The following is a 24195-nucleotide window of genomic DNA, read 5'->3' on the forward strand; positions in this document are numbered from 1 at the left end:
GGGCCACCTTCTTCATCATCGGCAAGCACGCCACTTATTACCCCGAAATCCTGCGGCAGGTCGCCGAAGCCGGTCACACGATCGGCTCCCATACCTGGAGCCACGCCGATCTTGGCCGCAAGAACATTACGGCGGAACAGGCCAAGGAGGAGATCGAGAAGGGCATCAGCGCCATCAATATGTCGCTCGGCGCGCAGGCCGCCCCGTTCTTCCGCTTTGTCGCGCTGCGTCATCCGCCAGCGCTCGTGACCTATCTCGGCGAGCGCAACATCGCGATTTTCTCGACCGATCTGGACTCCTTCGACTTTCGGGCGCGCCGGCCCGAACAGGTCGTGAATTCGGTGATGGCCAAGCTGAAGAAATCCAACAAGGGCATTGTTCTCCTCCACGATTTCCAGACGCAGACCGCCGAGGCGGTGCCCGAACTCCTCAAGCAGCTGAAGGAAGGCGGCTTCAAGATCGTGCATATGCGGGCGAAAGACAAAGTGCAGTCGATGGCCAAATATGACGAGATGATCAAAAAGGAGGCCAAGCTGCCGACCGTCGACCAGCGTCCGACTGCGAGTGTGGTCCGGACCGTCGAGTAAGGCTTGCCGGTTTTTCAAAGTTGCCAGGATCGCCGGGTTTGCCCGGCGATTTTTTTTGCAAGCCAGGTCGTTCCGCTGCCCGCGGGCAAGGTCTTGTGGGCAATCGAAATTTTTCCCGGTCCGGGTCAGGCAGCCGGTCTTCGGCAAACCGCCCCGGCGGGTGTTGTGGTCCGGCAACGATTGAGGCAATTCACACACTCGTTAAGACAATCAGAGTGACGCCGCCGAAATTTCAGGCAATGGTTGCAATCGAATTTCGATTCGATTCTTCAGTCACGCGGGACCGGCGATCAGAGGGGGCCGATCCCGCAGAGGTTCCTCCCGCGTGGCGTATCAAACTTGGGGCGGCCCACTTGGTCGCCCCCTTTATTTCCGCGCTCCCCGATCTCGCACCCGCTTGTTTCGAGCGGATCGGACGCTTCCGAAATATCAGCGACTATTGCGCTGCGCCCGTCGAGAGTGCGGCCTCGGCTCCACGCCATACCGCGGATTAACCGCACAGTCCCCTCCCGTCGCTGACACGGCGGCGAGGCATTGCTGCAAGGTGAAATAGGAGCAGTCGGTCGCACCATCGAATTCGCGGGCACAATAGGGCGTCGCGTAAGACGCATTGCGGGCTTCCGCTGTCGACACCGGCAGCGCTGTCGGCAGCAGGCAAAGCCCTGAGACAATCACCGTTCCAGTCAGGGCGAAGCCCGTCAGAATCCGCATCAATCCACTCCGCTCATTTATCGTAGGCGCCATCGTAAGCCGTGCGTCACAGACGCTGCGTCTCGGGCTCGGCATAGCGACCATAACCGGGCCGCCATGGCCCGACCGCGAAAATCACCAGAAGACCGCCCAAGAGTGACAGATTCTTCAGGGCCTGGATCATGTTTGCCTCCCGCTCGGCCCCGGTCATTGTCCAGAAGGGATGGAAATACCAGGTCGCCGCGATCGTGAACAAAATCAGGAGCACCGCACCGGCCCGCGCGCCGAGATTGGCGGCGATCATCAGCGCCGCACCGATCTCCACCACGCCGACCAGAATCGCCAGCATGGTCGGCGTGGTCATCCCGGTTGCGGCCTCAAGCTGCGGCAGGTAATCCGCGGTCAAGGCCGGCAGCTGAACCTTCTCGCCGATCAGCGTTGCGGTCCCGGGGATGTCCATCAGCTTCTGCGCGCCGGACAGGATGAACACCAGCACGAACAGGATGCGTCCAATCACCAAAAGCATGTTCATCGCGAAATCCCCCAGGACACCCGGCACCGTTCACCAATCAAATCTGATCGCAAACCCACCGCTCGCAAGACACAATCTGCAACACATCGGTTTCGGCGGCGCTCATTTTTTTGGCGCGCCCTTCTTGGTCCCCTTGCCTTTCGTCGCCTTGGCCGGCGCACGCTTTTTCGCGGCAGGGGCGCGCGCCTTGATCTCGACAACCAGCGCCCGGACCTCCTTGTCGCCTTCATTGGCGGCCGCGGTTTCCTGCGAGGGCAGCCACAACGCCTCACCGGCCTTGAATGTCAGTTCGTAACCCTTGCGGCCGGGCGGGGTGAAGACAATCGCGCCATCGGTCAGCGCGTAAAGAAAGGTGTTCGGCCGCGCCGCGGAAGGCTGAGAAGCGCCCGGCGCAAGGCGGATTTCGCGCACCCTGATCTGCTCGTTTTCCAGCAAGGGCGCCGGCGCCGGTGGGGCCTTCTGGGCAAGGCTGAAGGACGCTGGCAGGACTGTCAGCGCGAACACGAGGATTGGAACTTTCATGAAACGGTCTCGGGTGAGGTTTGGAGGACTGCTCCTGCGCGCGACCGATGGCAATCCTGAGGCAACTGCGCCGATGGCGTGGCGATGGGGCGGCGGCGCCGGCCGCCCTCGCCTCGCCCCGGATCCGCCCTCACCCGCACAGGCCGCGGGAAACAAGATGGTAATTGCCGCCGCGATCGCGGCGCCAGCAACGGCCATTATACCAGTAATATCCGGTCCGGCGCCGCTCCATGTCTGCGCCGATCATCGCGCCCGTCGCCGCACCGATAAACGCCCCGGCCGCGGCACCGCTGCGGCCGCCGGCTGCGCCGCCGATAATCGCGCCGGCCGCACCTCCGAAGAGCGCGCCGCCGATGACACCGTCCTGCGCGCTGGCCTGATGCGCAGGTCCGGCAAGCGCAAGCAACAGACACGCCACAGCGATCCCGGTGCGAATCATGACGATCCTCCTCCAAGGGGTTCGGCAAGGATAGCATAGCACCGGCGCAGATGGCTTCAAATGCGAGCGACGGACTCGCATCGCGGGTCAGATATATTGGGCCGCGCTCCTCAGTTCCGCAGTTGCTTCCGGCTCCGCGGCGGAACGAGGCTCGATCGTGTCGATCAATTTGAGGAAGGATGAGCCGGGCAATGGCGGAGCAAAGACATAGCCTTGCGCAGTCCGGATGCCGCGCTCCCTGAGTGCAACGACCTGCTCGAAGGTCTCGACGCCTTCCGCGATGATGTCCATCCGCATGCTTTCGGCCAGATCCACCAGCGTCTCGATGATGGTGATCGAATGCGTGTCATTCCCAAGCGCATCGACAAACATCTTGTCGATCTTGATGATGTCGGCGCCGAGCTTGAGAATATAAGACAGTCCGCCGTGACCGGCGCCGACATCGTCGATCGCAATCCGGACGCCGAGATCCTGCAGCATGGCGATGACCCGGCGTGTTCGATTCAGGTTTTCCAGCGGCTGGCGCTCGGTGACTTCCAGGAATATCTGCGAAAAGCGGATCGACGATCGTTCGACGATCGCGCGCAGATCCCGAACGATGGTCTCGTTGGAAAAATGCTCGGCCGTCATGTTAAAGCCGAGCTTGAGCCTCGGACGCAGGGAATAGGCCTGGCTCATCTCGGCAATGGCCCTGCGCATGACGCTCCGCGTCATCGCGAAAATCAGACCGCTCGATTCAGCCAGCGGTATGAAAGCTGCTGGCGGCAGAACGGTCCCGTCACTTTTCCTCCAGCGCATCAGGACTTCTGCGCCGCGCAGCCGGCCATTGGTGATATCGACGATCGGCTGATAATAGGGCACGAATTCGTCGTTCTCCAGCGCACGCTCGAGCTCGGCCACGGGGTTGTCGCGCTGGCGCAAGCGCAGGATCAGCGCGAAAGCAATCAGCGCCAGCGACAGAATGCCGGTCATGGCGATCGCGATCTCGCGCAAGTCCGAGAGCGACACCTCCGCCGCGATCTGCGGATGCGAGGTGCTGACCCGAAGCCCGAAGCGGTCCGAAATGCGGGCATTGCGGCTGATCTCGGATAGCGCCTCGCTATCCGCCGGCCGCTGCCCGGTTTCGGTGATCTTGGTGCCGTCGACGGAAGCCAGTTTCGCATAACCCGACCCGGCTTCGTTCTTCAGACCGAGCCGCGCGATCAACACGTCCGGAAGCAACAGTGCGGCCAGGCTATGGTTGCCCGCAGGCCCGACGGGCAGACGCAACCGCACCATCCGCCGGTCCAGGTCGCCGAGTTGCACCACCTCGATACTGGCGTGACTGATTTCACCGTCGCTTCCCTGGATGTTCCGGGCCGTCAGCACTCTCACCGGACCGGGCAATCCGAGATCGGCGCAGAGCGGCTGACCGGCAACGCCGAGCACGGAAAATTGCCGGACCCAGGCCGTGGCAAGACTTGCGCTGCGCATGGCTTCGATCTGCTCGGGCCGGCAACCATCGACCCCCTGCGCAGCGAGGCGTTCGAGTTCTCCAAGGGCGGCGGCCAGGCGCATATCGACCAATTGGATCGATCGTCGCGCGAAGGTCTCGACGTCGCTCGCGCTCTGCCGAACCAGGAATCCATCGACCCAGAAATGCAGGCCGATGAGCGGCGCGCCCGCAAGCAGGATGCCGACCGCGATCGCGATCAGTTTTGTGAATCCTCGCGGCAACAAACGCGCCCCTCAGCACCGAATTACCGTTCAAATTGCCGGTTCGGCGTAAAGGCGGGCTTAACCTTCGAATGCGGAAACGCAAGCCCTGCAGCGATCGCAGCGCAGCGCCTGCATCATGGTTTCTCAACGGTTAATATCGGATCGTGGATTGGACCGCGGTCAGCGATCCGGCAGCGGGATGAACTCTTCCTCGTCGCCCGGCACGATGTCGAAGCGTGCGGACTTCCAGTCCTCCTTGGCCTGCTCGATGCGCTCCCTGCGCGAGGACACGAAATTCCACCAGATGTACCGCGGACCTTCGAGCGCAGCGCCGCCCAGGGTCGCGATCCGCGCGTCATTCACGGCGCGCACGGTAATGCGGTCGCCTGGCCGGAACACCAGAAGCCGCGGCCCGGTGAAACGGTCGCCCGCGATCTCGATCTCGCCGCTGACGATGTAGATTGCCCGTTCCTCGTAATCCGGGTCGAGCGGGATCATGGTCCCCGCCTTCATCGCGACATCGGCAAATACGGTGTCGGAGGCGGTGACGACCGGCGAGCGCGCGCCGTATGCCTGTCCCGCCACAATGCGCGCGGTGAACCCGTTGTCGGTGACGAGCGGCAGATCCTCGGCGTTGCGATGGAAGAAGGACGGCTCGATCTCTTCCTTGTCGGCGGGCAGCGCGACCCAGCATTGCAGCCCGTGCAGGGTATCGCCGTTGGTCCGCCGCTCCGGCGCCGTGCGCTCCGAATGCACGATGCCGCGGCCCGCGGTCATCCAGTTGACCTCGCCCGGCCGGATCGGGACGAAGGTGCCGAGGCTGTCGCGATGCGTGATCTCGCCGTCGAACAGATAGGTCACGGTGGCAAGCCCGATATGCGGATGCGGCCGCACATCGATGCCGGTGCTGGCGCGGAAGGCCGCCGGACCCATTTCATCGAGAAACACGAAGGGGCCGACCATGCGGCGCTGCGCCGACGGCAGCGCGCGGCGGACCTCGAAATTGCCGAGATCGGTGGTGCGCGGGACGATCACGCGCTCCAGCGCATCGCAGGACTGCCGGTCGCCCGGGGCCGGATCCTCGCCTGGAAAGAAGCTCATCGCGGTGCGGTCCCACAATCTTCGCCCAACCGTCCCGTTGGGCCGCCGACTGCAGTCTACACGCAACCATGACGCCAATGCGATGACCTGCGGGACGCACACGATTTGAAACGATGCGTCCCGGCCCATAAGCTGCGCCGGCCTGTCCGGCCGGACGGTGAAGCACCGCAGACAATTGAAAGCCCGCAGCCTCCGTTATGACCCTGCCCCCGCCCGTTCTCGACCCGCCCTTCAACATCACCCGCGTCAGCCATGTGATCCTGACCGGCCGCGATCTCGATGCCAGCCAGCGCTTCTACAGCGACGTGCTTGGTTTGGTCGTAAGCGACCGGGACAAAGACGCGCTCTATCTGCGCGGCCTCGAAGAGGCTGGCCACCATTCGCTGGTGATCCGCAAATCCCCCGATGCACCGGTCTGCCGGGCGATCGGCTTTCGCGTTCTCACCGAGACCGATCTCGAAAAGGCCAAGGAGTGGCTCGACCGCCGCGGCATCGCGAGCCAATGGATCGAGGCGGCCTATCAGGGCCGCACGCTGCGCTTTACCGACGGGTCCGGATCGCCCATCGAACTCTGCGCCCGGATGGACATCGTGCCCCGCCTGATGCAGTCCTTCGACAGATTTCACGGCGGCTCCCCGCAGCATCTCGATCACGTCCAGGTCGCGGCCTCCGACATCCAGCGGGCGTTCGATTTCTATACGGCGCTCGGGTTCAGGCTGACCGAATACACCGCACGCGACAACACCGACGAATTGTGGGGCGTGTGGCTCCAGCGCAAAGGCAATCCGCACGATATCGTGTTCAGCAACGGCCGCGGCCCGCGGCTGCACCATTTCGCCTATACCGTGCCGGAGGTGCGCGACCTGATCCATGCCTGCGATGTCGCGGCGAGCTTGGGCTATGCGAGCCGCATGGAGCGCGGACCCGGACGGCACGGCATCGGCAATGCGCTGTTCGTTTACTTCCGCGATCCCGACGGGCACCGGATCGAATTGTTCAACACGCATTATCAGGCGATCGATCCGGACGTGCCGCCGATCCGCTGGGACCTGACCAATACCAGCCGCTCGCAGCTCTGGGGATTGCCGGCGACGCGCGCCTGGTTCTTCGAGGCGACGGAGTTTGAAGGCGTCGAACCGGCAGAGCCGCTGCTCAAGGCCGATCCGGTGACGCTGGAGGCGTTTCTGGCCAACCAGTTCTAGCTAGCGCCGCGCGCTCTGTGCCTCGACCGCCGCAAACGCCGTCATGTTGATGACGCCGCGCGCAGTCACCGAAGGCGTCAGGATATGGGCGGGCAGCGCGGCGCCGATCAGGATCGGCCCGACCGCCAGCGCATCCGCCAGCACCTTGGTCATCTGATAGGCGATGTTGGCCGCATCGAGGTTCGGCATGATGAGCACATTGGCCTCGCCCTTCAGCCGCGAATGCGGGAACACCCGCTCGCGGATCATCGGGCTCAGCGCGGTATCGCCGTTCATTTCGCCTTCGGCTTCGAGTTCGGGGTGGCGTTCCTGCAGAAGCCGCATCGCCGCCCGCATCTTGGCGGCGGACGCGCTGTCGTAGGAGCCGAAATCCGAGTGTGACAGGAGTGCGATTTTCGGTTCCAGCCCGAATCGGCGGACGTGGTCGGCGGCAAGAACCGCCATCTCCGCGACCGCTTCCACGCCGGGCTCCGGCGTCACCTGGGTGTCGGCGAGGAAATAGGCGCCCTTGTTCGTGATGACGAGCGACATGGCCGAGAATTCGTTCACGCCCGGCGCCAGCCCGATCACATCGCGGATATTCTTCAGGTGCGCCATGTAGCGGCCTTCCAGACCGCAGATCATGGCGTCGGCGATGTTGAGCCGCACCGCCAATGCGGCGATCACCGTTGCATTGGTGCGCACGATGGTGCGCGCGGCATCCGGGGTGATGCCGCGCCTGCCCGCCGCCTCGACATAGGCCTGGACGAACTCCCGATAGCGCGGATCGTCCTCCGGATTGATGAGCGTAAAATCGCGGCCCGGACGGATCGACAGGCCGTAGCGCTCCAGCCTCGTCTCGATCACGCTTGGGCGGCCGATCAGGAGCGGCTGCGCCAGCCCCTCCTCGACGATGACCTGCGTCGCCCGCAGCACCCGCTCGTCTTCGCCTTCGGCATAGATGACGCGCTTTGGATCCTGCTTGGCCCGGGTGAAGACCGGTTTCATGATGAAGCCGGAGCGGAACACGAAGCGGTTCAGCCGCTCGTTATAGGCCTCGAAATCGCCGAACGGCCGCGTCGCCACCCCGGATTCGATCGCCGCCCGCGCCACCGCCGGCGCGATGCGCAGGATCAGCCGCGGATCGAACGGGTTTGGAATGAGCGAGCCGGGTCCGAAGGTGCGGGCCTCGCCCTCATAGGCGCGCGCCGCCACGTCCGACGGCGCCTCGCGCGCCAGCGCCGCGATGGCTTCCACCGCCGCGCGTTTCATCGGCTCATTGATGGTGGTTGCGCCGACATCCAGCGCGCCGCGGAAGATGTACGGAAAACACAGAACGTTGTTGACCTGGTTCGGATAGTCCGAGCGCCCGGTGCAGATCATGGCGTCGGGGCGAACCGCCCGCGCCTCGTCCGGCATGATTTCCGGCGTCGGATTGGCGAGCGCCATAATCAGGGGCCGGTCCGCCATGCGCTTGACCATGTCGGGTTTCAGCACGCCGCCCGCCGACACGCCGAGGAAAATATCCGCGCCGCCGATGATGTCGCCGAGTTTGCGCGCGTCGGTATCCTGCGCATAGACCTCTTTCCAGCGATCCATCAGCGCAGGGCGGCCCTTGTAGACCACGCCCTCGATGTCGGAGATGAAAATATTCTCGCGCCTGGCGCCGAGCGACGCCAGCAGGTTCAGGCAGGCGAGCGCCGCGGCGCCCGCGCCGGAGGCGACGATTTTAACGTCCCCGATCGTTTTGCCGGAGAGATAGAGCGCATTCATCACGGCCGCGCCGACGATGATCGCGGTGCCGTGCTGGTCGTCGTGAAAGACCGGAATTTTCATGCGCTCTTTCAGCTGCGCCTCGACGTCGAAGCATTCCGGCGCCTTGATGTCCTCCAGATTGATGCCGCCGAAGGTCGGTTCCAGCGCCGCGATCACCTCGACCATGCGCTCGACGCTTGGCGCATCGATCTCGATGTCGAACACGTCGATCCCGGCGAATTTCTTGAACAGGACCGCCTTGCCTTCCATCACCGGCTTGGAGGCCAGCGGCCCGATATTGCCAAGGCCGAGAACGGCGCTGCCGTTCGAAATCACCGCGACGAGGTTCTGCCGGCCGGTCAGTTCGGCGGCCTCGCGCGGATCAGTGGCGATGGCCTCGCAGGCTGCGGCCACGCCCGGCGAATAGGCCAGCGCCAGGTCGTGCTGGGTGCCGAGCGGCTTGGTGGCGGCGATCTCCAGTTTTCCGGGCTTGGGAAAGCGGTGATAGGCGAGCGCCTGGTTTTTCAGGTCATCGGACAGGTTGGACATGACGGACGGCATTGACCCTCTCCAGTATCCGACTCGCCCCTCCAGGAGCCGGATGCCCTTCTTTATGGAACTTGTGACCGGATTGCGAATGTTTGTTAGGACCGGTCGAGATCGCATTGTCCGCAACCGGTCGGGGTGATCCGTATGCTGCCGCGCCTGCTGACAATCTGGGAATCGGTGCGCACAAGCCTGTGGGCGGTTCCCGTGGCGATGATCGCATTGGCCGTCGCAACCGCGATCGTTGCGATGAAAATCCGGCTCGATATCGGCGCCGATCCAGCCTGGTTCCTCTACAGCGGAAATGCCAAGGACGCGCCGAGCTTTCTGTCCGCACTCGTGACCTCGATGATCACGCTGGCCACACTCGCCATCTCAATCACCATGGTGGTGCTGACGCTCGCGGCCCAGCAGCTGGGGCCGCGTCTCATCCGAATCTTCATGGGCGATATTCGCACCCAGCTCACGCTCGGACTCTTTACCGCCTCGGTCGTTTATCTGCTGCTGATCCTGCGCCGCGTCTACGGTGCCGGCGACGAAGCACCCAATCTTGCCGTCACGATCGGGACGTTCCTGGTTCTGCTCAGCGCCGTTTCGTTGCTGCTGTTCGTGCACCATCTGGCGCGCTCGATCATCGCCGATACCGTGATCGAGAGCGTCGGCTGCGATATTGACGAGCAGGCGACGCAGATGCTGCCAGAGCGCACCGACGAAGACGCGCGTGCTGCGGACGAATTGTCCGGCGAGTCGGCGCCCCTGCGCACGCATCGTCAAGGTTACATTCAGGCCATCGATCACAACGAGATTGTCGAGGCCGCCACGCAAGCCAATGCTGTGATCGTGCTTGACGTGCGCGCCGGACATCTGGTGCTGGACAACATGGTGATTGGAAAGACGGTGCCTGCATCGGCGGGAGCCTCCGATCTCTCCAGGCGTGTCGAGACTGCGATCATTGTCGGACGGGAGCGTACGCCGGTTCAGGATCTGGAATTCGCCATCCGGCAAATGGTTGAGATTGCGGTTCGCGCCCTGTCACCTGGGGTCAATGACCCCTTCACCGCCATGGCGGCGATCGACCGCCTCGCCATGTCGCTGTCGCGGATCATGCAGAGGGGCGAGGCGCAATCGGTCTGGCGCGACCGGAAAGGACGGATGCGGCTGGTCGTCCCGACCTCACGCTTTGACGGCCTGATGGATGCCGCCTTCAATATGATTCGTCAGAACGGCAGCGGCAGCCCTGCGATCCTGATCCGTCTCGCCGAACGGCTCATGGACCTGCGCGGGCTGGCAAATGAAACGCAACGCCAGGCGATCGAACGCCATCTTGCGATGATCTGGCGCGAGGGCCGGCGCTCCATCGACGAGCGCGCCGATCTCGAGGCCCTGAAAGAGCGGATCGCGCCGTCCGGCCTGACGGCCGCTTAGGACTTTTGCGGCAGGTTGAGCCGGATATGCAGTTCGCGCAGCTGCTTGGGCGAAACCTCGGACGGCGCGCCCATCAGCAGGTCCTCGGCGCGCTGATTCATCGGGAACAGCACGACCTCGCGGAGATTCTCCTCGCCGCAGAGCAGCATGACGATGCGGTCGATGCCCGGCGCGATGCCGCCATGCGGGGGCGCGCCGAGCGAGAGCGCGCGCAGCATGCCGCCGAACTTCGCCTCCAGCACGCTCTCGTCATAGCCGGCGATGGCGAAGGCCTTCTTCATCACATCGGGGCGGTGGTTCCGGATCGCGCCGGACGACAATTCGACGCCGTTGCAAACGATGTCGTACTGGAACGCCTTGATGCCGAGAATCCTCTCGGTCTCGCTTGCGTCGAGCGCCAAGAATTCCTCGACCGGCATATTCGGCATCGAGAACGGGTTGTGCGAGAAGTCGATTTTCTTCTCTTCCTCGCTCCATTCATACATCGGGAAATCGACGATCCAGCAAAACTCGAAGCGCTCGGTGTCGATCAGCTTCAGCTCCTCGCCGACGCGGGTGCGGGCGAGGCCTGCGAATTTCACAAAGTCCTTCGGCTTGCCGGCGACGAAGAACACCGCATCGCCGACGCCCAGCTCGAGTTGATCCGCGATCTGCCTGGTGCGCTCCGGCCCGATATTCTTGGCGAGCGGACCTGCGCCGCCCTCCTCACCCTCGCGCCAGAAGATATAGCCGAGTCCCGGCTGGCCTTCGCCCTGCGCCCATGAATTCATGCGGTCGCAGAAGGCGCGATTGCCGCCGGTCTTGGCGGGAATAGCCCACACTTCGACCGCCGCATCGTTCGCGATCATGTTGGCGAAAATCTTGAAGCCAGACCCGCGGAATGCTTCGGTGACGTTCGCCATCTTGATCGGATTGCGCAGGTCCGGCTTGTCCGAGCCATAGAGCCGCATCGCATCGGCATAGGCGATGTGCGGAAATTTCTGCGTCACCGGCTTGCCGCCGCCGAATTCCTCGAACACCCCGCGCAGCACCGGCTCGACCGCGTTAAACACGTCGTCCTGGGTGACGAAGCTCATCTCGATATCGAGCTGATAGAATTCGCCGGGCGAGCGGTCGGCGCGCGCATCCTCGTCGCGGAAACAGGGCGCGATCTGGAAATAACGGTCGAAGCCCGACACCATGATCAGCTGCTTGAATTGCTGCGGTGCCTGCGGCAGCGCGTAGAACTTGCCGGGATGGAGGCGCGAGGGCACGAGATAGTCGCGCGCGCCTTCCGGCGAGGACGCCGTCAGGATCGGAGTCTGGAATTCGAAGAAGCCGCTCTCCTTCATCCGGCGGCGGATCGAATCGATGATCTGGCCGCGCTTCATGATGTTGTTATGCAGCCGCTCTCTTCGCAGATCGAGGAAGCGGTAGCGCAGACGAATATCCTCCGGATATTCCTGGTCGCCGAACACCGGCATGGGCAACTCGCCCGCAGGGCCCAACATCTCGATCTCGGTGGCGAAGACCTCGACCTGTCCGGTGGGCAGGTCGGGATTCTCGGTCCCGGCCGGACGCTGCCGGACCTTGCCATCGACCCGGATCACCCATTCCGAGCGCACCTTCTCGGCGTCCCGGAACGCCGGGCTGTCGGGGTCGGCCACGACCTGGGTCAGCCCGTAATGGTCGCGCAGGTCGATGAACAAGACGCCGCCGTGGTCGCGGACCCGGTGGACCCAGCCGGACAGGCGCACGGCCCCGCCAATGTCGCTCTCGCGGAGCGCGCCACAGGTATGGGAGCGGTAACGATGCATGGCGGGTCTTTCGCTGGCCGGATTCGAGAAAAAGTGGGCTGGAGGCGCGGGAAAAGCGCATGGGGGTCGTGCTTTGTCAAGGCGAGGGAATGCCTCGACAGAGCGGCCTCTTTCTGCATTCTGGGGGCTGCAAACCAGTCCGACGGAATCAATGCCGAAACCAGCCAAGAAGTCCGCCGCCCGCGGGAAATCGAGCACGCAGGCGGTTCGGATGACCACCGGCCAGGCCGTGGTGAACGCCCTGCTCGCGCACGGAATCGACACGGTCTATGCCCTGCCGGGCGTTCATAACGACCATTTCTTCGACGCCCTCTACAAGGCCGGAAACCGGGTCCGGGTGGTGCATACCCGCCATGAGCAGGGCTGCGCCTATATGGCGCTCGGCGCCGCGCTCGCGACCGGCAAGCCGCAGGTCTATTCGGTGGTGCCGGGGCCCGGCCTTCTCAATACCGGCGCGGCTCTCCTCACCGCCTATTCGATGAATGCCCCCGTCCTCGGGCTGATTGGCCAGATCCCGCAAAGCACCATCCGCCGCGACCTCGGCCAGCTGCATGAAATCCGCGACCAGGCCGGCATCATCGAACGGCTGGTCGACCATTCGGCCCGCATCCCGCGCGCAGCCGACGCTCCGCGCCTCGTGGCGGAGGCCATCCGGTCGATGTCCATCGATCGCCCCGGTCCGGCCGCGCTGGAATGCGGCATGGATGTCTGGGGCCGCGCCGAGCCGGTGGTCGATTGCGCGCCCCTCCCGGTTTTCGAGCCGCCGATCGACGACGACGCGGTCACTGCGGCCGCAAAGCTTCTTGGCGCTGCGAAAAATCCGATGATCGTCTGCGGCGGCGGCGCGCAGGATGCTGCGAAAGAGGTGACGCGGCTGTCCGCGATGCTGCAGGCGCCGGTGCTCGGCTATCGCCGCGGCCGCGGCATCCTCGACAGCCGCGATCCGCTGTCGATCACCCTGCCGCTGGCACACGAGATGTGGCCCGAGGTCGATGTCGTGATCGGCGTCGGCACGCGGCTCCTGCAGCAGCTCACCGTGTGGGGCACCGACAAGAACCTCAAGGTGATCAGGGTCGAGGCCGATCCGGACGAGCCGGAACGCGCCGGCAAGCCGGACGTCGCGCTCCTCGGCGATTCGGCTGCCGTGCTGCGCAAGCTCCTCGCCGCCCTGCCCGCGCACAATGCCAAGCGCAAGTCGCGCAAGGCCGAGATGCAAGAGCGGCAGGCGAAGCTCGCCAAGCGGCTCGCGAAGCTCGTGCCGCAGATGGCGATCCTCGATGCGATCCGTGCCGAATTGCCGGAAAACGGCATTTTCGTCGATGAAGTGACGCAGATCGGCTTTGCCGCGCGTCTGGCGTTGCCGGTCTACAATCCGCGCACCTTCATCTCGCCCGGCTATCAGGACAATCTCGGCTGGGGCTTTGCGACCGCGCTCGGCGTACAGGATGCACGGCGCGACGTGCCGGTGCTGTCGATCACCGGCGACGGCGGCTTTCTTTATACCGCAACCGAGATGGCCTCGGCGGTGCGCCACAAAATCCCGCTGGTCACTGTCGTGTTCAACAACAACGCCTACGGCAATGTGAAACTGATCCAGCAGGAATGGTATGGCGGCCGCACCATCGCCAGCGACCTCACCAATCCGGATTTTGTCAAGTTCGCCGAGAGCTTCGGCGCAGCCGCCGAGCGCGTCGAAACGCCGGCGGAATTGCGCGCGGCGCTGCGCCGCGGCTTCAGGCGGCGCGGCGGTCCGACCCTGATCGACATGCCGGTTCAGGCCATGCCGTCGCCATGGGAATTCATCATGATGCCACGGGTGCGCGGGTGACTGTCGCGGCATGGACCTGATCACCACAACGGATGCCCTTAACGACGCCTGCAAGCGTCTTGCTGCGCATCCTTTCGTCACCGTCGACACCGAATTTCTGCGCGAGTCGACCTATTATCCGCAGCTCTGCGTGGCGCAGCTGGCGAGCCCCGACGAGGCTGTCGTTGTCGACGCGCTCGCGCCCGGCATCGACCTGCAGCCATTCTTCGACCTGATGGGCAACGAGAACGTCCTGAAGGTGTTCCATGCCGCGCGCCAGGACATCGAAATCGTCTGGCATCGCGCGGGTCTCATCCCGCATCCGGTGTTCGATACCCAGATCGCCGCCATGGTCCTCGGCCACGGCGATTCGATTTCCTACGACCAGCTCGTGCAGCGCATCACCGGCGACACGCTCGACAAATCCTCGCGCTTCACCGACTGGACCCGGCGGCCACTGAGCAAGACCCAGATCGAATACGCCATTTCCGACGTCACGCATCTGCGCGACGTGTACCGCAAGCTCAGTGACGATCTGGAAAAGCGCGGCCGCAGCGAATGGCTGAGCGAGGAAATGGATGTTCTCACCTCGCCCGAGACCTACCGGATGGATCCCGATCAGGCCTGGCAGCGGCTGCGGTCGCGCGTGCGCAAACCGAAAGAGCTTGCCGTACTGATGGAGGTCGCCGCCTGGCGCGAGCGCGAGGCCAAGGCGCGCGACGTCCCGCGCGGCCGTGTGCTGAAGGACGATCTCGTGGCGGACATCGCCATCCAGGCGCCGACCACAATCGAGAAACTGGCTTCGCTGCGTTCGGTGCCGAAAGGTTTCGAGCGCTCGAAATGGGGCCTCGAAATTCCCGACATCGTGAAGCGCGGTCTCGCACGCGATCCGAAATCGCTGCCGGTGATGGAGCGCGCCAAGCCCGCCCAGAACGGCACGGCGATCGTCGAGCTGCTGAAAGTCCTGCTGCGCATGACCTCCGAACGCCACGCCGTCGCGGCCAAGGTGATCGCCACCGTGGACGATCTCGAACGCATCGCCGCCGACGACCATGCCGACGTGCCGGCCCTCAGGGGCTGGCGCCGGGAATTGTTCGGCGAGAAGGCGCTGGCGCTGAAAGCCGGACGGCTTGCGCTTGCGATCGACAAGGGGCGTGTTATCGCCATCGAACGGGATTAGTCCCTGCGCGGTTCATATCCATCTATCCGTTCGTCCCCGCGGAAGCGGGGACCCAGAGCCGCAAACACTGGATTCCCGCTTTCGCGGGAATGAACGGAGTTTGAGGCGACGCCTCGCGAAAACAAGGAATGATGCGCGAATGACCGCTGTCCCCGCCAAGCCGCCCATCGCCAAGCGCGTGCCGCATTCCGTCACCCATCACGGCATCACCATCGAGGATCCGTATGCCTGGCTGCGGGATCCGGGTTACCCGGACGTGAAGGATGCCGACATCCTCGCCTATCTCAACGCAGAGAACGCCTATTTCGAAGCCGTGATGAAGCCGCATCGCGGCCTCGTCGACACCATCGTCGCGGAGATGAAAGGCCGCATCAAGGACGACGATTCCAGCGTCCCGCAAAAGGACGGCGACTTCGTGTACTGGCACGCATTCGATGCCGGCGGCGAATACCCGAAATGGTACCGGCGCAAATATGCAGGCGGCAGGGACGAAGTCATCATCGACGAGCCGGCACTCGCCTCGGGTCACGACTATTTCCGGCTCGGTGGACATGCGGTCAGTCCCGATGGACGCCTCCTTGCCTATGCGGTCGACACCAACGGCTCGGAACGCTTCGTGCTCAAGGTGCGAGACCTTACGACCGGCGAAGAGCTTGCCGACGTCATTGAAAACTGGCGCTATGGCCTCGTCTGGGCGGCGGATTCGAGGAGCTTCCTCTATACCGATGCCGACGAGCATTGGCGCTCGAAGGCGGTCTGGCATCACCGGCTCGGCGATCCGCAAAGCGCCGACCGCGAAATCTATCGCGAGTCCGACCCGATGTTCACGGTCAGCCTCGGGCGAACCCAGTCGCGTCGCTTTGCGACCTTCTCGACCGGCGACCATACGACCAACGAAGTCTGGCTCGTTCCGCTTGCCGACTTTTCCGCAAAGCCCGTGCTGGTCTCGCCGCGCGCTACCGGCCGGCTCTACGACCTCGATGAACGCGAGGGCGTCCTTTACATCCGCAGCAACGATACGCATGTGAATTTTAGGGTGGTAACGGCCCCGGTCGAGCGCCCCTGCGCATGGAAGGAAATGATCGCGGGCAGCGACCGCCATTACATTCTCGGCTTCGTCACGTTTCGCAACCTGATGGCGATCGAGGAGCGCATTGACGGGCTGTCGCAGATCAGGCTGCGCGATTACGACAGCGGTGCGGAGCATTACATCGAATTCCCCGAGGCGAGCTATGTCGCAGGCCTTGCCGGGAATCGCGAATATGATGTGGACCGGCTCCGCCTCACCTATCAGTCGATGGTCACGCCCAACACCGTCTACGACTATCATCTCTCCGACCGGCGCCTCGAAACCTTGAAGGTTCGCGAAATTCCGAGCGGCTACGACGCGTCGCAATACGTCACCGAGCGGCTGATGGCGCCCTCGCGCGACGGCGTCATGGTGCCGGTGTCGGTGGTCTACCGGCGCGACTTCGTCAAGGACGGCAAGGGCCCCCTGCACATTTACGGATACGGTGCCTATGGGCACGCGATTCCGCCCGGCTTCTCGACCAACCGGCTGTCGCTGCTCGACCGCGGCTTCGCCTGCGCGATCGCCCATATCCGCGGCGGCGACGATCTGGGCTTTGGCTGGTATCTGGACGGCAAGCTCGACAAGCGGACCAATTCCTTCAACGATTTTGTCGACGTCACGCGCCATCTGATCGCACTGGGCTTCGCGTCGCCGGGCCGGGTGACGGCGGCGGGCGGCTCCGCCGGCGGCGAGTTGATGGGCGCGATCGTCAACCAGGCGCCGGAGCTTTACGGCGCCATCGCCGCGCATGTGCCCTTCGTCGACGTGCTCAACACCATGCTCGACGAAACGCTGCCGCTGACGCCGGGCGAATGGTCGGAATGGGGCAACCCGATCACCGACAGGGCGGCGTTCGAATATATTCTGAGCTACAGCCCCTATGACAATGTCACAGCGCAAGTCTATCCGGCCATCCTGGTCACAGCCGGGTTGAACGATCCGCGCGTCACCTATTGGGAGCCGGCCAAGTGGGTGGCGAAGCTCCGCGCCACCACGACCGGCGGCAACACCATCCTGCTCAAGACCAATATGGGCGCCGGTCACGGCGGCAAGTCCGGCCGCTACACGGCGCTGGAAGAAGCCGCGGAGGAGTATGTGTTTTTTCTCACGCAGCTGACCGGCGCGCGCAACGGAGTCGCGTGAGCGCAGCCCACTGCCGTCAGAAGCACCCGGATTGATCCAGCGCAAATTTGTGGGCCGTCGCGCTCCCTAATGTGACTCAAGATCCGTTTGGGAGAGCGTCGTCAGATGGGCGAACTGGTTCTTGCCGCCAAGATCACGCATGTGCCGTCCTTGATGCTGTCGGAACAGCTGGAGCCGCTCAAAGGCACCCGCGACGGTCCCATCAACGCACTGAAGCTGATCGGCAGACGCGCCCGCGAGCGGGGCGCCGACACTTTCGTGGTGTTCGACACCCACTGGATCTCGAATTTCGGATTCCATATCAACGCCAATGCCTGGCACAGCGGCAGCTACACCAGTCCCGAAGCGCCGCACATGATCAACGATATCGCCTACGACTTCCCGGGCAATTCCGATCTCGCCGACCTCATCGCAGCCGAAACCGCAAAGGACGGACCGCTCGCGCTGGCGCACAAGGTCAGAACCATGCCGGTGGAATACGGCACCATCGTCCCGATGCATTACATGAACAAGGACAGCGCGATGTCGGTGGTGCCGATCGCCTCTCCGGTCTTTGCCTCGGTCGAGGAGAATCGCAAGTTCGGTGCGGCCGTTACGCGCGCCATCAAGCGCTCGAAGCACAAGGTCGCGATCCTTGCGAGCGGTTCGCTGTCGCATCAATTGTTCGAAAATTCGAAGCTCGGACCCGAGGCCTGGAACAGGATTTCGAGCGAGTTCAACCGGCAGATGGATTTGCGGGTTCTCGACTTGTGGCGCGAGGGACGCTTCGCCGAGTTCTGCGCGATGCTCCCGGACTATACCCGCAAGTGCAACGGCGAAGCGCTGATGGTCGACACCGTCATGCTGTTCGGCGCCCTGGGCTGGGACCGCTACGCCGGCAAGGCCGAGCAGCTTTGCGACTATTTCCCCTCGAGCGGCAGCGGTCAGGTGGCGGTGGAATTTCACCTCGCCTGACACCTGTCACTCCTCGATCACCACCGCTTCGCGCCCGATCAGCCTCGCCAGCGTCCGCATGCGGTTGACGACGCGTTCGCCGTTGAGCGCCGCATTGCGGCCGGATAGCCGCAGCACCAGCTTGCCCTGCTCGACCCGCAGCGGCGTCTTCGGCAGCACGCCCGGCGTCGAAGCCGACACCATGTACGCGACCCGCATCGCCGCACCCAGAATGCGCGCGCGGTCGAGCATCCGGGTCGAGGCGAGTTCGCGCAGCCGCGGCGACAATTCGTCATCATGGGTGATGCCGACATGACGGAAATAGACCGACAGCGCCAGATAGGCGCGGCCCGCATGGTCCAGCGAAACGAAATCGGCATGCGCGATCAGGTTGAGCGATTGCTCTCCGCGATAATCCGGATGGGTCCGCCAGCCGACATCGGCGACCAGACAGGCGGCGTGGCGCAAGCGGCGCTCGTCGGCGGTCTCGTCGATGCCGCTCGACTTCATGAAGCGGTCGGTCCAGGCCAGCAATTCCTCTCCATGCTGCGGCGAGCGCGAGCGCAACAGATTGATATTGCGCGCAGCGTCGATCAGGGCATCCTTGTTCTTCTCGCGCTCGCGCAACAGCGAATAAAGCAGCCCTTCGCGTACGCCGAGCGCCGAAACCACAACATTCTCCGGGCGGATCAGGCGGATCAGGCGGCCGAGCACCACGGCGGCATAGCCGAGCAAGGGCCGTCGTGCCGCCGAGATGACCTCGATATTGGCGAGCGTCTCGGGATCGACGCGCTTGACGAGGTCGCAGAATTCGAGCGCCTCGCGGGCATGGAGCGTATAGCCATGCATGACGTGGAGCGGATAGCCGGTCTGCGCCATATGCAGCCCGGCGAGCGCCCGCCACGCGCCGCCGACGGCGTAAAAGGTCCGCGCCTTGCCGGTCTTCAGGAACGGCACACCGGCCAAGGCGCGCTCGGCGATCTTTTCGGCGCGCTTGAGCGACTGCCCGGCACTGTCCTTCAGCGCGAGACCGCCGAGCGGCAGCGTCACGCCGCGCCGGATCTTGGTGCCGCGCACATCGATCAGTTCCAGCGAGCCGCCGCCGAGGTCGCCGGTGATGCCGTCCGGCCGGTGGACCCCCGAAATCACCCCGAGTGCGGCCAGTTCAGCCTCGCGCTTGCCCGACAAGACATCGATCTTGATCCGGCAGATGCGCTCGGCTTCTGCGATGAAGGCCGGACCGTTCTCGGCGTCCCGGCATGCCGCCGTGGCGAGGCCGAAGACCCGCCCGACCTTCAGATTGTCGCACAATGCACGGAAGCGACGCAGCGCCTGAAGCGCTTCGACCACGGCATCGGGCGCCAGCAAACCGGTGGACTGGACCTGGCGGCCGAGACCGGCCAGAATCTTCTCGTTGAAAATCGGTGTCGGACTGCGTGTCAGGCCTTCATAGACGACCAGGCGGACCGAGTTCGATCCAATATCGATGACGGCAACCGCGGGACCGTGATCCAGACGTCCCTGCGGGTTTTCCACAGGCGCAGAGGCTTTCACCAGCGAACCCTGGCTCTTGCTGCGCAATTGCCGGTTCCGCAGAGACGGCGGAGCACTCGTCTTGGTGTTTTTGCGGGCCTTGCTCGTGATGCCGAATTCGCCGGCGCCCGGGGCACTAGCGTCGGTCCTGACGGCGGCTGAGGCGGCGCGGCGTTGATTCTTTGAGCGATTTCCCACGACCCGACAGACTCGGATTGGTCATGAAGTATTTCTGCGCGTTGAAAGGCTCTTCGCCTTTCGCGGGCCTTATGCGGGTTGCGGTGCCGTCAGGCAAGAGCTTCCAGCTCTGCTCGTTATCGTTGAAATTCACCACCATGATCTGGTCGAGCACCTGTTCGTGCACGGTCGGGTTGGTGATCGGGCACAGCGCCTCGACGCGACGATCGAGATTGCGCGGCATCATGTCGGCGGAGGAGATGTAAACCAGCGCCTTGGGATGCGGCAGGCCGTGGCCCGCGCCGAAGCAATAAATCCGGGAATGTTCCAGGAACCGTCCGACGATCGATTTCGCACGGATATTGTCGGACAGGCCCGGAACCTCGGGACGAAGACAGCAGATGCCCCGCACCACGATATCGACGGAGACCCCGGCCTGCGAGGCCTCGTAAAGCTTGTCGATCATGCCCGGATCGACCAGCGAGTTCATTTTCAGCCAGATCGCGGCGGGGCGTCCGGCCCGGGCATGTTCGATCTCGGCATCGATATGCTCGACCAGCCGTCGCCGCAGCGACACCGGAGAGACCGCCATGACTTCGAGTTCGGCAGGCTCGGCATAGCCGGTGATGAAATTGAAGATGCGGCCGACGTCGCGCGCGATTACGGGATCATCCGTAAAGTAGGACAGGTCGGTATAGATGCGGGCGGTGATCGGATGATAGTTGCCGGTCCCGACATGCACATAGGTGGCGAGCTTGCCGGATTCGCGGCGGACCACAAGCGAGAGCTTGGCGTGGGTCTTCAGCTCGATGAAGCCGAACACCACCTGCACGCCGGCGCGCTCCAGGTCGCGCGCCCAGCGGATATTGGCTTCCTCGTCGAACCGCGCCTTCAACTCAACGAGCGCGGTGACCGACTTGCCGGCCTCGGCTGCCTCTGCAAGCGCCTTCACGATCGGCGATTCCGCCGACGTCCGATAGAGTGTCTGCTTGATCGCGATCACGTCCGGGTCGCGCGCCGCCTGCTGCAGGAACTGCACGACAACGTCGAAGGATTCATAGGGGTGCTGGACGATGAAGTCCTTCTGCCGGATCGCCGCAAAGCAATCGCCACCGTGATCGCGGATGCGCTCCGGAAAACGCGGATTGTATGGCGCGAACAGCAGGTCGGACGGGCCGATCGCAACGATTTCCTTGAGATCGTTGAGCGCCAGCATGCCGTCGACCAAAAACGTTTCGTCGTCGCTCACGCCCATGGCACGCTGCACGAAGCGGCGCAAATCTTCCGGCATCGACTGTTCAAGCTCGAGCCGGATCACCGAACCGCGGCGGCGGCGCTTGAGCACGCTTTCAAACGAGCGGACCAGATCCTCGGCTTCTTCCTCGATTTCGATCTCGGAATCGCGGATCACCCTGAACGCCCCGACCCCGTTCATCACATAGCCGGGGAAGAGCTGGCCCACAAACAGGCATGCCACCTGTTCGAGCGTGATGACGCGCAGCCCGCCTTCGCCGGTCCGGGGCAGCTGTATATAGCGCTCGATCTTGTGCGGCACGCGAATGAGCGCATTCATCGCCTTGCCGTCGCTGACGCGCGACAATTGCAGCGCAAGCGTGAAGCCGAGATTGGGAATGAACGGGAATGGATGCGCCGGGTCGATTGCAAGCGGCGTCAGAACCGGGAAGATCGCCGTCAGGAACTGTTCTTCCAGCCAGTCCTGCTCCTGCTTCGTCACGCCCTGCGCATCGACGATCACAATGCCGTTGCCGGCAAGTTCTTCGCGCAATTCGCGCCAGCGCGTCTGCTGGTCGCTCGCCAGAACCGAGACCACTTCGGCAATCCGTGCCAGTTGCTCGGAGGGCGTCAGGCCATCCGGCGAGCGGTCGGAGACGCCCTCGCGCACCTGGCCCTTGAGCGCCGCCACGCGCACCATGAAAAATTCGTCCAGATTGTTCGCCGAAATCGACAGAAATCGAAGCCGTTCCAGCAGCGGGTGATTGGCATTGCCGGCTTCGTCGAGAACACGGCGGTTGAAATGCAGCCACGACAATTCCCGATTGATGAACCGCTCCGGGCTTTTCATCAGCGCGTGCAGGCGGGCCTCGGATTCATGGTCCGCCCGAGCGGATTCATCCGTCAAAACAATGGCTTCGGCGCGATCTTGCATGGCGAGTTTCCAGGAAAGCCGGACCTTAAGACGGATTCGTGACTAGCCGGTGACGCAGGATAGCAGATTTGCCGGCATGGTCAGGGCTGGAAATTCCGGAACAACTCGGCGGCAAGCGCACGATTGACCGGCCTCTTGCGCTGCAACGCCTCACGGTCGAGCGTCTGAACCGCGGTCCTGATCGCCGCAAAGGACCGCCCGACCCGTGTCAGGAGGTAACTGACCAGCGCTTCGTCAACGGCCAATTGACGATCCGCGAAGAGCTTGACCGTCACGGCGCGCAACAGCGCATCGTCCGGCGCCGCCATCGAAACCGTCGGCAAAGCGCGCAGCCGCGAGGCCAGATCCGGCAATGTCACGGCCCACGACGACGGCACACCCCTTGCGGTGATCAGAAGGGCCGCACTCTGCTCGCGCACAAGATTGAGCAGGTGAAACAGCGCGCGCTCGTCAAATCCACCGGCTGCGCAATGTTCGACAACAAGCGCGCCCGTGGCCAGCGCCTCCGGCAAGGTGTCGGTATGCATCATCTCGGCGGACACAATCCGCGCTCCCGCCCGGTCGGCCCAGATTGCGGCAAGGTGGCTCTTGCCGCTGCCCTCGGGCCCGGCAATGGCGAGCGCGGGCGAGGGCCACTCGGGCCAGCGCTCGATCATCGCGAGTGCGGCCTCATTTGAGGCGCCGGGCAGGAAATCCTCGCGGGTCAGCCGTTCGGCATGATCGAGCGAAAGCGCAAGCTGACGCGGCGGCAATGCCATCGCCTCAGCCCGGCTGTCCGCCCGTGTAATAGGGACTCGCAAGATATTGGCGCACGAGAAACCGCACCAGAACGCCGATCGCGGCAGCGACCGGCACCGCAACCAAGAGCCCGACAAAGCCAAACAGATAGGCGAAGGCGATCAGCGAGAACATCAGCCACACCGGGTGCAGCCCGATCTCCTTGCCGACAAGCTGCGGCTGCAGAATATTGCCCTCCACAAACTGGCCGATCAGGAAAATCCCTGCAGCGAGGGCCGGCATGGTCCAGTCCGGCCAGAACTGGGCAGTGGCGACGCCAACGGCAAGCAGAAAACCGGAAATCGTTCCCACATAGGGGGCGAAGCCCAATAGCCCGGCGGTGATACCGATCAGCAGACCGAAATTGACGCCGATTGCCATCAGCGCGATCGCATAGAAGGTACCGAGAATGGTGCAGACGATCGCCTGACCGCGCACAAACCCGGCAATCGCCCGATCCATTTCTCGCGCCAGGCCGCGCACGGTTTCGCGATGCGGGACCGGAATGCAGGAATCGATCGTCTGCAACATCCGCGGCCAGTCCAGCAGAAGATAAAAGGCGACGATCGGCGTGATGATGACAAGCGACAGCACCGAGACCAGCGCACGGCCGCCGCTCAGGATCGAGCCGAGAACCGTGCCGGCCCAGCCGGCCGCGGCTGCGGCGACAGTCCCGGCCGATTTCTGCGCCTCCGGCAATTTTTCGTTGATGTATTGGCCGAGCCAGCCCTGGCTCTGCTCGTTGATCAGCTGACGCAGCCGTTCGACATATTCCGGTATGCGCGCAGCCAGTCCCGCAAGCTGATCGGCAAGAATGGGCAGCAGCAGGACCAGCGCGGTTACGATGACGACGACGAAAATCAGCACGACCAGAACCGACGCAAGTGCACGGTTGAAGCCCAATCGTTGCACTGCACGCACCAGCGGGTCCAGCAGATAGGCCAGCACCATGCCGGCGACGAATGGCATCAGCACATCGCCCAGCAACCATAACAGCCCGATCAGAACGATCAGCGCTCCGCACCAGAACAGCAATTGACGGCGCAGCGTAAGCGGATTGCTGGTGATCTGCGGCGGCGGACCTCCGGTCGGACCCGACGTCGTGGTGTTCATGGCCGTGCCATCCCCCTCATC

General features: G+C 63.8%; 19 protein-coding genes. 7 read left to right on the top strand and 12 right to left on the bottom strand.

Annotated elements, in window-relative coordinates; translation table 11 throughout:
- Nucleotides 1–587: polysaccharide deacetylase family protein (locus tag ACK41X_RS04600; protein WP_409719738.1), on the top strand; the 587-nt coding region annotated here is incomplete at its 5' end.
- A 429-nt stretch (nucleotides 588–1016) separates the two neighbouring features.
- Here ACK41X_RS04600 and ACK41X_RS04605 read toward each other — a convergent pair.
- The 6 genes from ACK41X_RS04605 to ACK41X_RS04630 all read right to left on the bottom strand — a co-directional run bounded on the left by ACK41X_RS04605 (nucleotide 1017) and on the right by ACK41X_RS04630 (nucleotide 5569).
- The gene (locus ACK41X_RS04605; protein WP_409719740.1) at nucleotides 1017–1382 is read right to left on the bottom strand and encodes a DUF3551 domain-containing protein; all 366 of its coding nucleotides are present in this window, start codon (nucleotides 1380–1382) and stop codon (nucleotides 1017–1019) included.
- Nucleotides 1345–1809, bottom strand: coding sequence for a DoxX family protein (locus ACK41X_RS04610; RefSeq protein WP_409719742.1), 465 nt, complete (start codon nucleotides 1807–1809; stop codon nucleotides 1345–1347). The genes ACK41X_RS04605 and ACK41X_RS04610 overlap by 38 nt, the downstream gene beginning before the upstream one ends.
- A 102-nt stretch (nucleotides 1810–1911) precedes the next feature.
- Nucleotides 1912–2331 carry a hypothetical protein gene (locus ACK41X_RS04615; protein WP_409719744.1) on the bottom strand — a complete coding sequence of 140 codons (420 nt, stop codon included), beginning with the start codon at nucleotides 2329–2331 and terminating at the stop codon, nucleotides 1912–1914.
- A gap of 130 nt (nucleotides 2332–2461) precedes the next feature.
- Complete coding sequence (locus ACK41X_RS04620) at nucleotides 2462–2770, bottom strand: glycine zipper domain-containing protein (protein WP_409719746.1); 309 nt, start codon at nucleotides 2768–2770, stop codon at nucleotides 2462–2464.
- Between the two features lie 87 nt (nucleotides 2771–2857).
- The gene (locus ACK41X_RS04625) at nucleotides 2858–4486 is read right to left on the bottom strand and encodes an EAL domain-containing protein (protein WP_409719748.1); all 1629 of its coding nucleotides are present in this window, start codon (nucleotides 4484–4486) and stop codon (nucleotides 2858–2860) included.
- A 162-nt stretch (nucleotides 4487–4648) separates the two neighbouring features.
- A complete protein-coding gene (locus ACK41X_RS04630; RefSeq protein ID WP_409719750.1) occupies nucleotides 4649–5569 on the bottom strand; it encodes a pirin family protein in 921 nt (306 codons plus the stop codon).
- A 197-nt stretch (nucleotides 5570–5766) separates the two neighbouring features.
- Here ACK41X_RS04630 and hpaD (ACK41X_RS04635) point away from each other — a divergent pair, with 197 nt between their 5' ends.
- The gene (hpaD, locus tag ACK41X_RS04635) at nucleotides 5767–6771 is read left to right on the top strand and encodes a 3,4-dihydroxyphenylacetate 2,3-dioxygenase (protein WP_409719752.1); all 1005 of its coding nucleotides are present in this window, start codon (nucleotides 5767–5769) and stop codon (nucleotides 6769–6771) included.
- On the opposite strand, the gene ACK41X_RS04640 is transcribed toward hpaD (ACK41X_RS04635), so the two are convergent.
- Nucleotides 6772–9054: an NADP-dependent malic enzyme gene (locus tag ACK41X_RS04640; protein WP_409719813.1), complete on the bottom strand. Its 2283-nt coding sequence runs from the start codon at nucleotides 9052–9054 to the stop codon at nucleotides 6772–6774.
- Between the two features lie 144 nt (nucleotides 9055–9198).
- On the opposite strand from ACK41X_RS04640, the gene ACK41X_RS04645 reads away from it, so the two are divergent.
- The gene (locus ACK41X_RS04645; RefSeq protein WP_409719754.1) at nucleotides 9199–10476 is read left to right on the top strand and encodes a DUF2254 domain-containing protein; all 1278 of its coding nucleotides are present in this window, start codon (nucleotides 9199–9201) and stop codon (nucleotides 10474–10476) included.
- Here ACK41X_RS04645 and aspS read toward each other — a convergent pair.
- Nucleotides 10473–12272: an aspartate--tRNA ligase gene (gene aspS, locus ACK41X_RS04650; protein WP_409719756.1), complete on the bottom strand. Its 1800-nt coding sequence runs from the start codon at nucleotides 12270–12272 to the stop codon at nucleotides 10473–10475. The two genes, ACK41X_RS04645 and aspS, sit on opposite strands and share 4 nt — an antisense overlap.
- 211 nt (nucleotides 12273–12483) lie before the next feature.
- Here aspS and ACK41X_RS04655 point away from each other — a divergent pair, with 211 nt between their 5' ends.
- The 4 genes from ACK41X_RS04655 (at nucleotide 12484) to hpaD (ACK41X_RS04670) (ending at nucleotide 18428) form a co-directional block, all read left to right on the top strand.
- Nucleotides 12484–14100, top strand: coding sequence for a thiamine pyrophosphate-dependent enzyme (locus tag ACK41X_RS04655; RefSeq protein ID WP_409719758.1), 1617 nt, complete (start codon nucleotides 12484–12486; stop codon nucleotides 14098–14100).
- A gap of 10 nt (nucleotides 14101–14110) precedes the next feature.
- Nucleotides 14111–15259: a ribonuclease D gene (gene rnd / locus ACK41X_RS04660; RefSeq protein ID WP_409719760.1), complete on the top strand. Its 1149-nt coding sequence runs from the start codon at nucleotides 14111–14113 to the stop codon at nucleotides 15257–15259.
- A gap of 139 nt (nucleotides 15260–15398) precedes the next feature.
- On the top strand, nucleotides 15399–17474 hold the full coding sequence (locus ACK41X_RS04665; RefSeq protein WP_409719762.1) for a S9 family peptidase: 2076 nt from the start codon (nucleotides 15399–15401) through the stop codon (nucleotides 17472–17474).
- 105 nt (nucleotides 17475–17579) lie between these two features.
- Nucleotides 17580–18428, top strand: coding sequence for a 3,4-dihydroxyphenylacetate 2,3-dioxygenase (hpaD, locus tag ACK41X_RS04670; RefSeq protein ID WP_409719763.1), 849 nt, complete (start codon nucleotides 17580–17582; stop codon nucleotides 18426–18428).
- 6 nt (nucleotides 18429–18434) lie between these two features.
- Here hpaD (ACK41X_RS04670) and ppx read toward each other — a convergent pair whose 3' ends face one another.
- The 4 genes from ppx to ACK41X_RS04690 all read right to left on the bottom strand — a co-directional run bounded on the left by ppx (nucleotide 18435) and on the right by ACK41X_RS04690 (nucleotide 24174).
- Entirely contained in the window at nucleotides 18435–19943 is a 1509-nt protein-coding gene (ppx, locus tag ACK41X_RS04675; protein ID WP_409719814.1) for an exopolyphosphatase, read from the bottom strand.
- Between the two features lie 133 nt (nucleotides 19944–20076).
- A complete protein-coding gene (locus ACK41X_RS04680; protein ID WP_409719765.1) occupies nucleotides 20077–22284 on the bottom strand; it encodes an RNA degradosome polyphosphate kinase in 2208 nt (735 codons plus the stop codon).
- An 80-nt stretch (nucleotides 22285–22364) separates the two neighbouring features.
- The gene (locus ACK41X_RS04685) at nucleotides 22365–23042 is read right to left on the bottom strand and encodes a chromosomal replication initiator DnaA (protein ID WP_409719767.1); all 678 of its coding nucleotides are present in this window, start codon (nucleotides 23040–23042) and stop codon (nucleotides 22365–22367) included.
- Between the two features lie 4 nt (nucleotides 23043–23046).
- Entirely contained in the window at nucleotides 23047–24174 is a 1128-nt protein-coding gene (locus tag ACK41X_RS04690; RefSeq protein ID WP_409719769.1) for an AI-2E family transporter, read from the bottom strand.
- Nucleotides 24175–24195: the final 21 nt, after the last annotated feature.

The organism is Pseudorhodoplanes sp. (genome assembly GCF_046289595.1).
Taxonomy (GTDB): Bacteria; Pseudomonadota; Alphaproteobacteria; order Rhizobiales; family Xanthobacteraceae; genus Pseudorhodoplanes.

Coding starts and splice junctions, on each gene's coding strand:
- ACK41X_RS04685 (WP_409719767.1), bottom strand. CDS start 23,042: ATGGCATTGCCGCCGCGTCAGCTTGCGCTTTCGCTCGATCATGCCGAA.
- ACK41X_RS04630 (WP_409719750.1), bottom strand. CDS start 5,569: ATGAGCTTCTTTCCAGGCGAGGATCCGGCCCCGGGCGACCGGCAGTCC.
- hpaD (WP_409719763.1), top strand. CDS start 17,580: ATGGGCGAACTGGTTCTTGCCGCCAAGATCACGCATGTGCCGTCCTTG.
- aspS (WP_409719756.1), bottom strand. CDS start 12,272: ATGCATCGTTACCGCTCCCATACCTGTGGCGCGCTCCGCGAGAGCGAC.
- ACK41X_RS04690 (WP_409719769.1), bottom strand. CDS start 24,174: ATGAACACCACGACGTCGGGTCCGACCGGAGGTCCGCCGCCGCAGATC.
- hpaD (WP_409719752.1), top strand. CDS start 5,767: ATGACCCTGCCCCCGCCCGTTCTCGACCCGCCCTTCAACATCACCCGC.
- ACK41X_RS04610 (WP_409719742.1), bottom strand. CDS start 1,809: ATGAACATGCTTTTGGTGATTGGACGCATCCTGTTCGTGCTGGTGTTC.
- ACK41X_RS04615 (WP_409719744.1), bottom strand. CDS start 2,331: ATGAAAGTTCCAATCCTCGTGTTCGCGCTGACAGTCCTGCCAGCGTCC.
- ACK41X_RS04640 (WP_409719813.1), bottom strand. CDS start 9,054: ATGTCCAACCTGTCCGATGACCTGAAAAACCAGGCGCTCGCCTATCAC.
- ACK41X_RS04605 (WP_409719740.1), bottom strand. CDS start 1,382: ATGGTCGCTATGCCGAGCCCGAGACGCAGCGTCTGTGACGCACGGCTT.
- ACK41X_RS04620 (WP_409719746.1), bottom strand. CDS start 2,770: ATGATTCGCACCGGGATCGCTGTGGCGTGTCTGTTGCTTGCGCTTGCC.
- ACK41X_RS04655 (WP_409719758.1), top strand. CDS start 12,484: ATGACCACCGGCCAGGCCGTGGTGAACGCCCTGCTCGCGCACGGAATC.
- ACK41X_RS04680 (WP_409719765.1), bottom strand. CDS start 22,284: ATGCAAGATCGCGCCGAAGCCATTGTTTTGACGGATGAATCCGCTCGG.
- ACK41X_RS04665 (WP_409719762.1), top strand. CDS start 15,399: ATGACCGCTGTCCCCGCCAAGCCGCCCATCGCCAAGCGCGTGCCGCAT.
- ACK41X_RS04645 (WP_409719754.1), top strand. CDS start 9,199: ATGCTGCCGCGCCTGCTGACAATCTGGGAATCGGTGCGCACAAGCCTG.
- rnd (WP_409719760.1), top strand. CDS start 14,111: ATGGACCTGATCACCACAACGGATGCCCTTAACGACGCCTGCAAGCGT.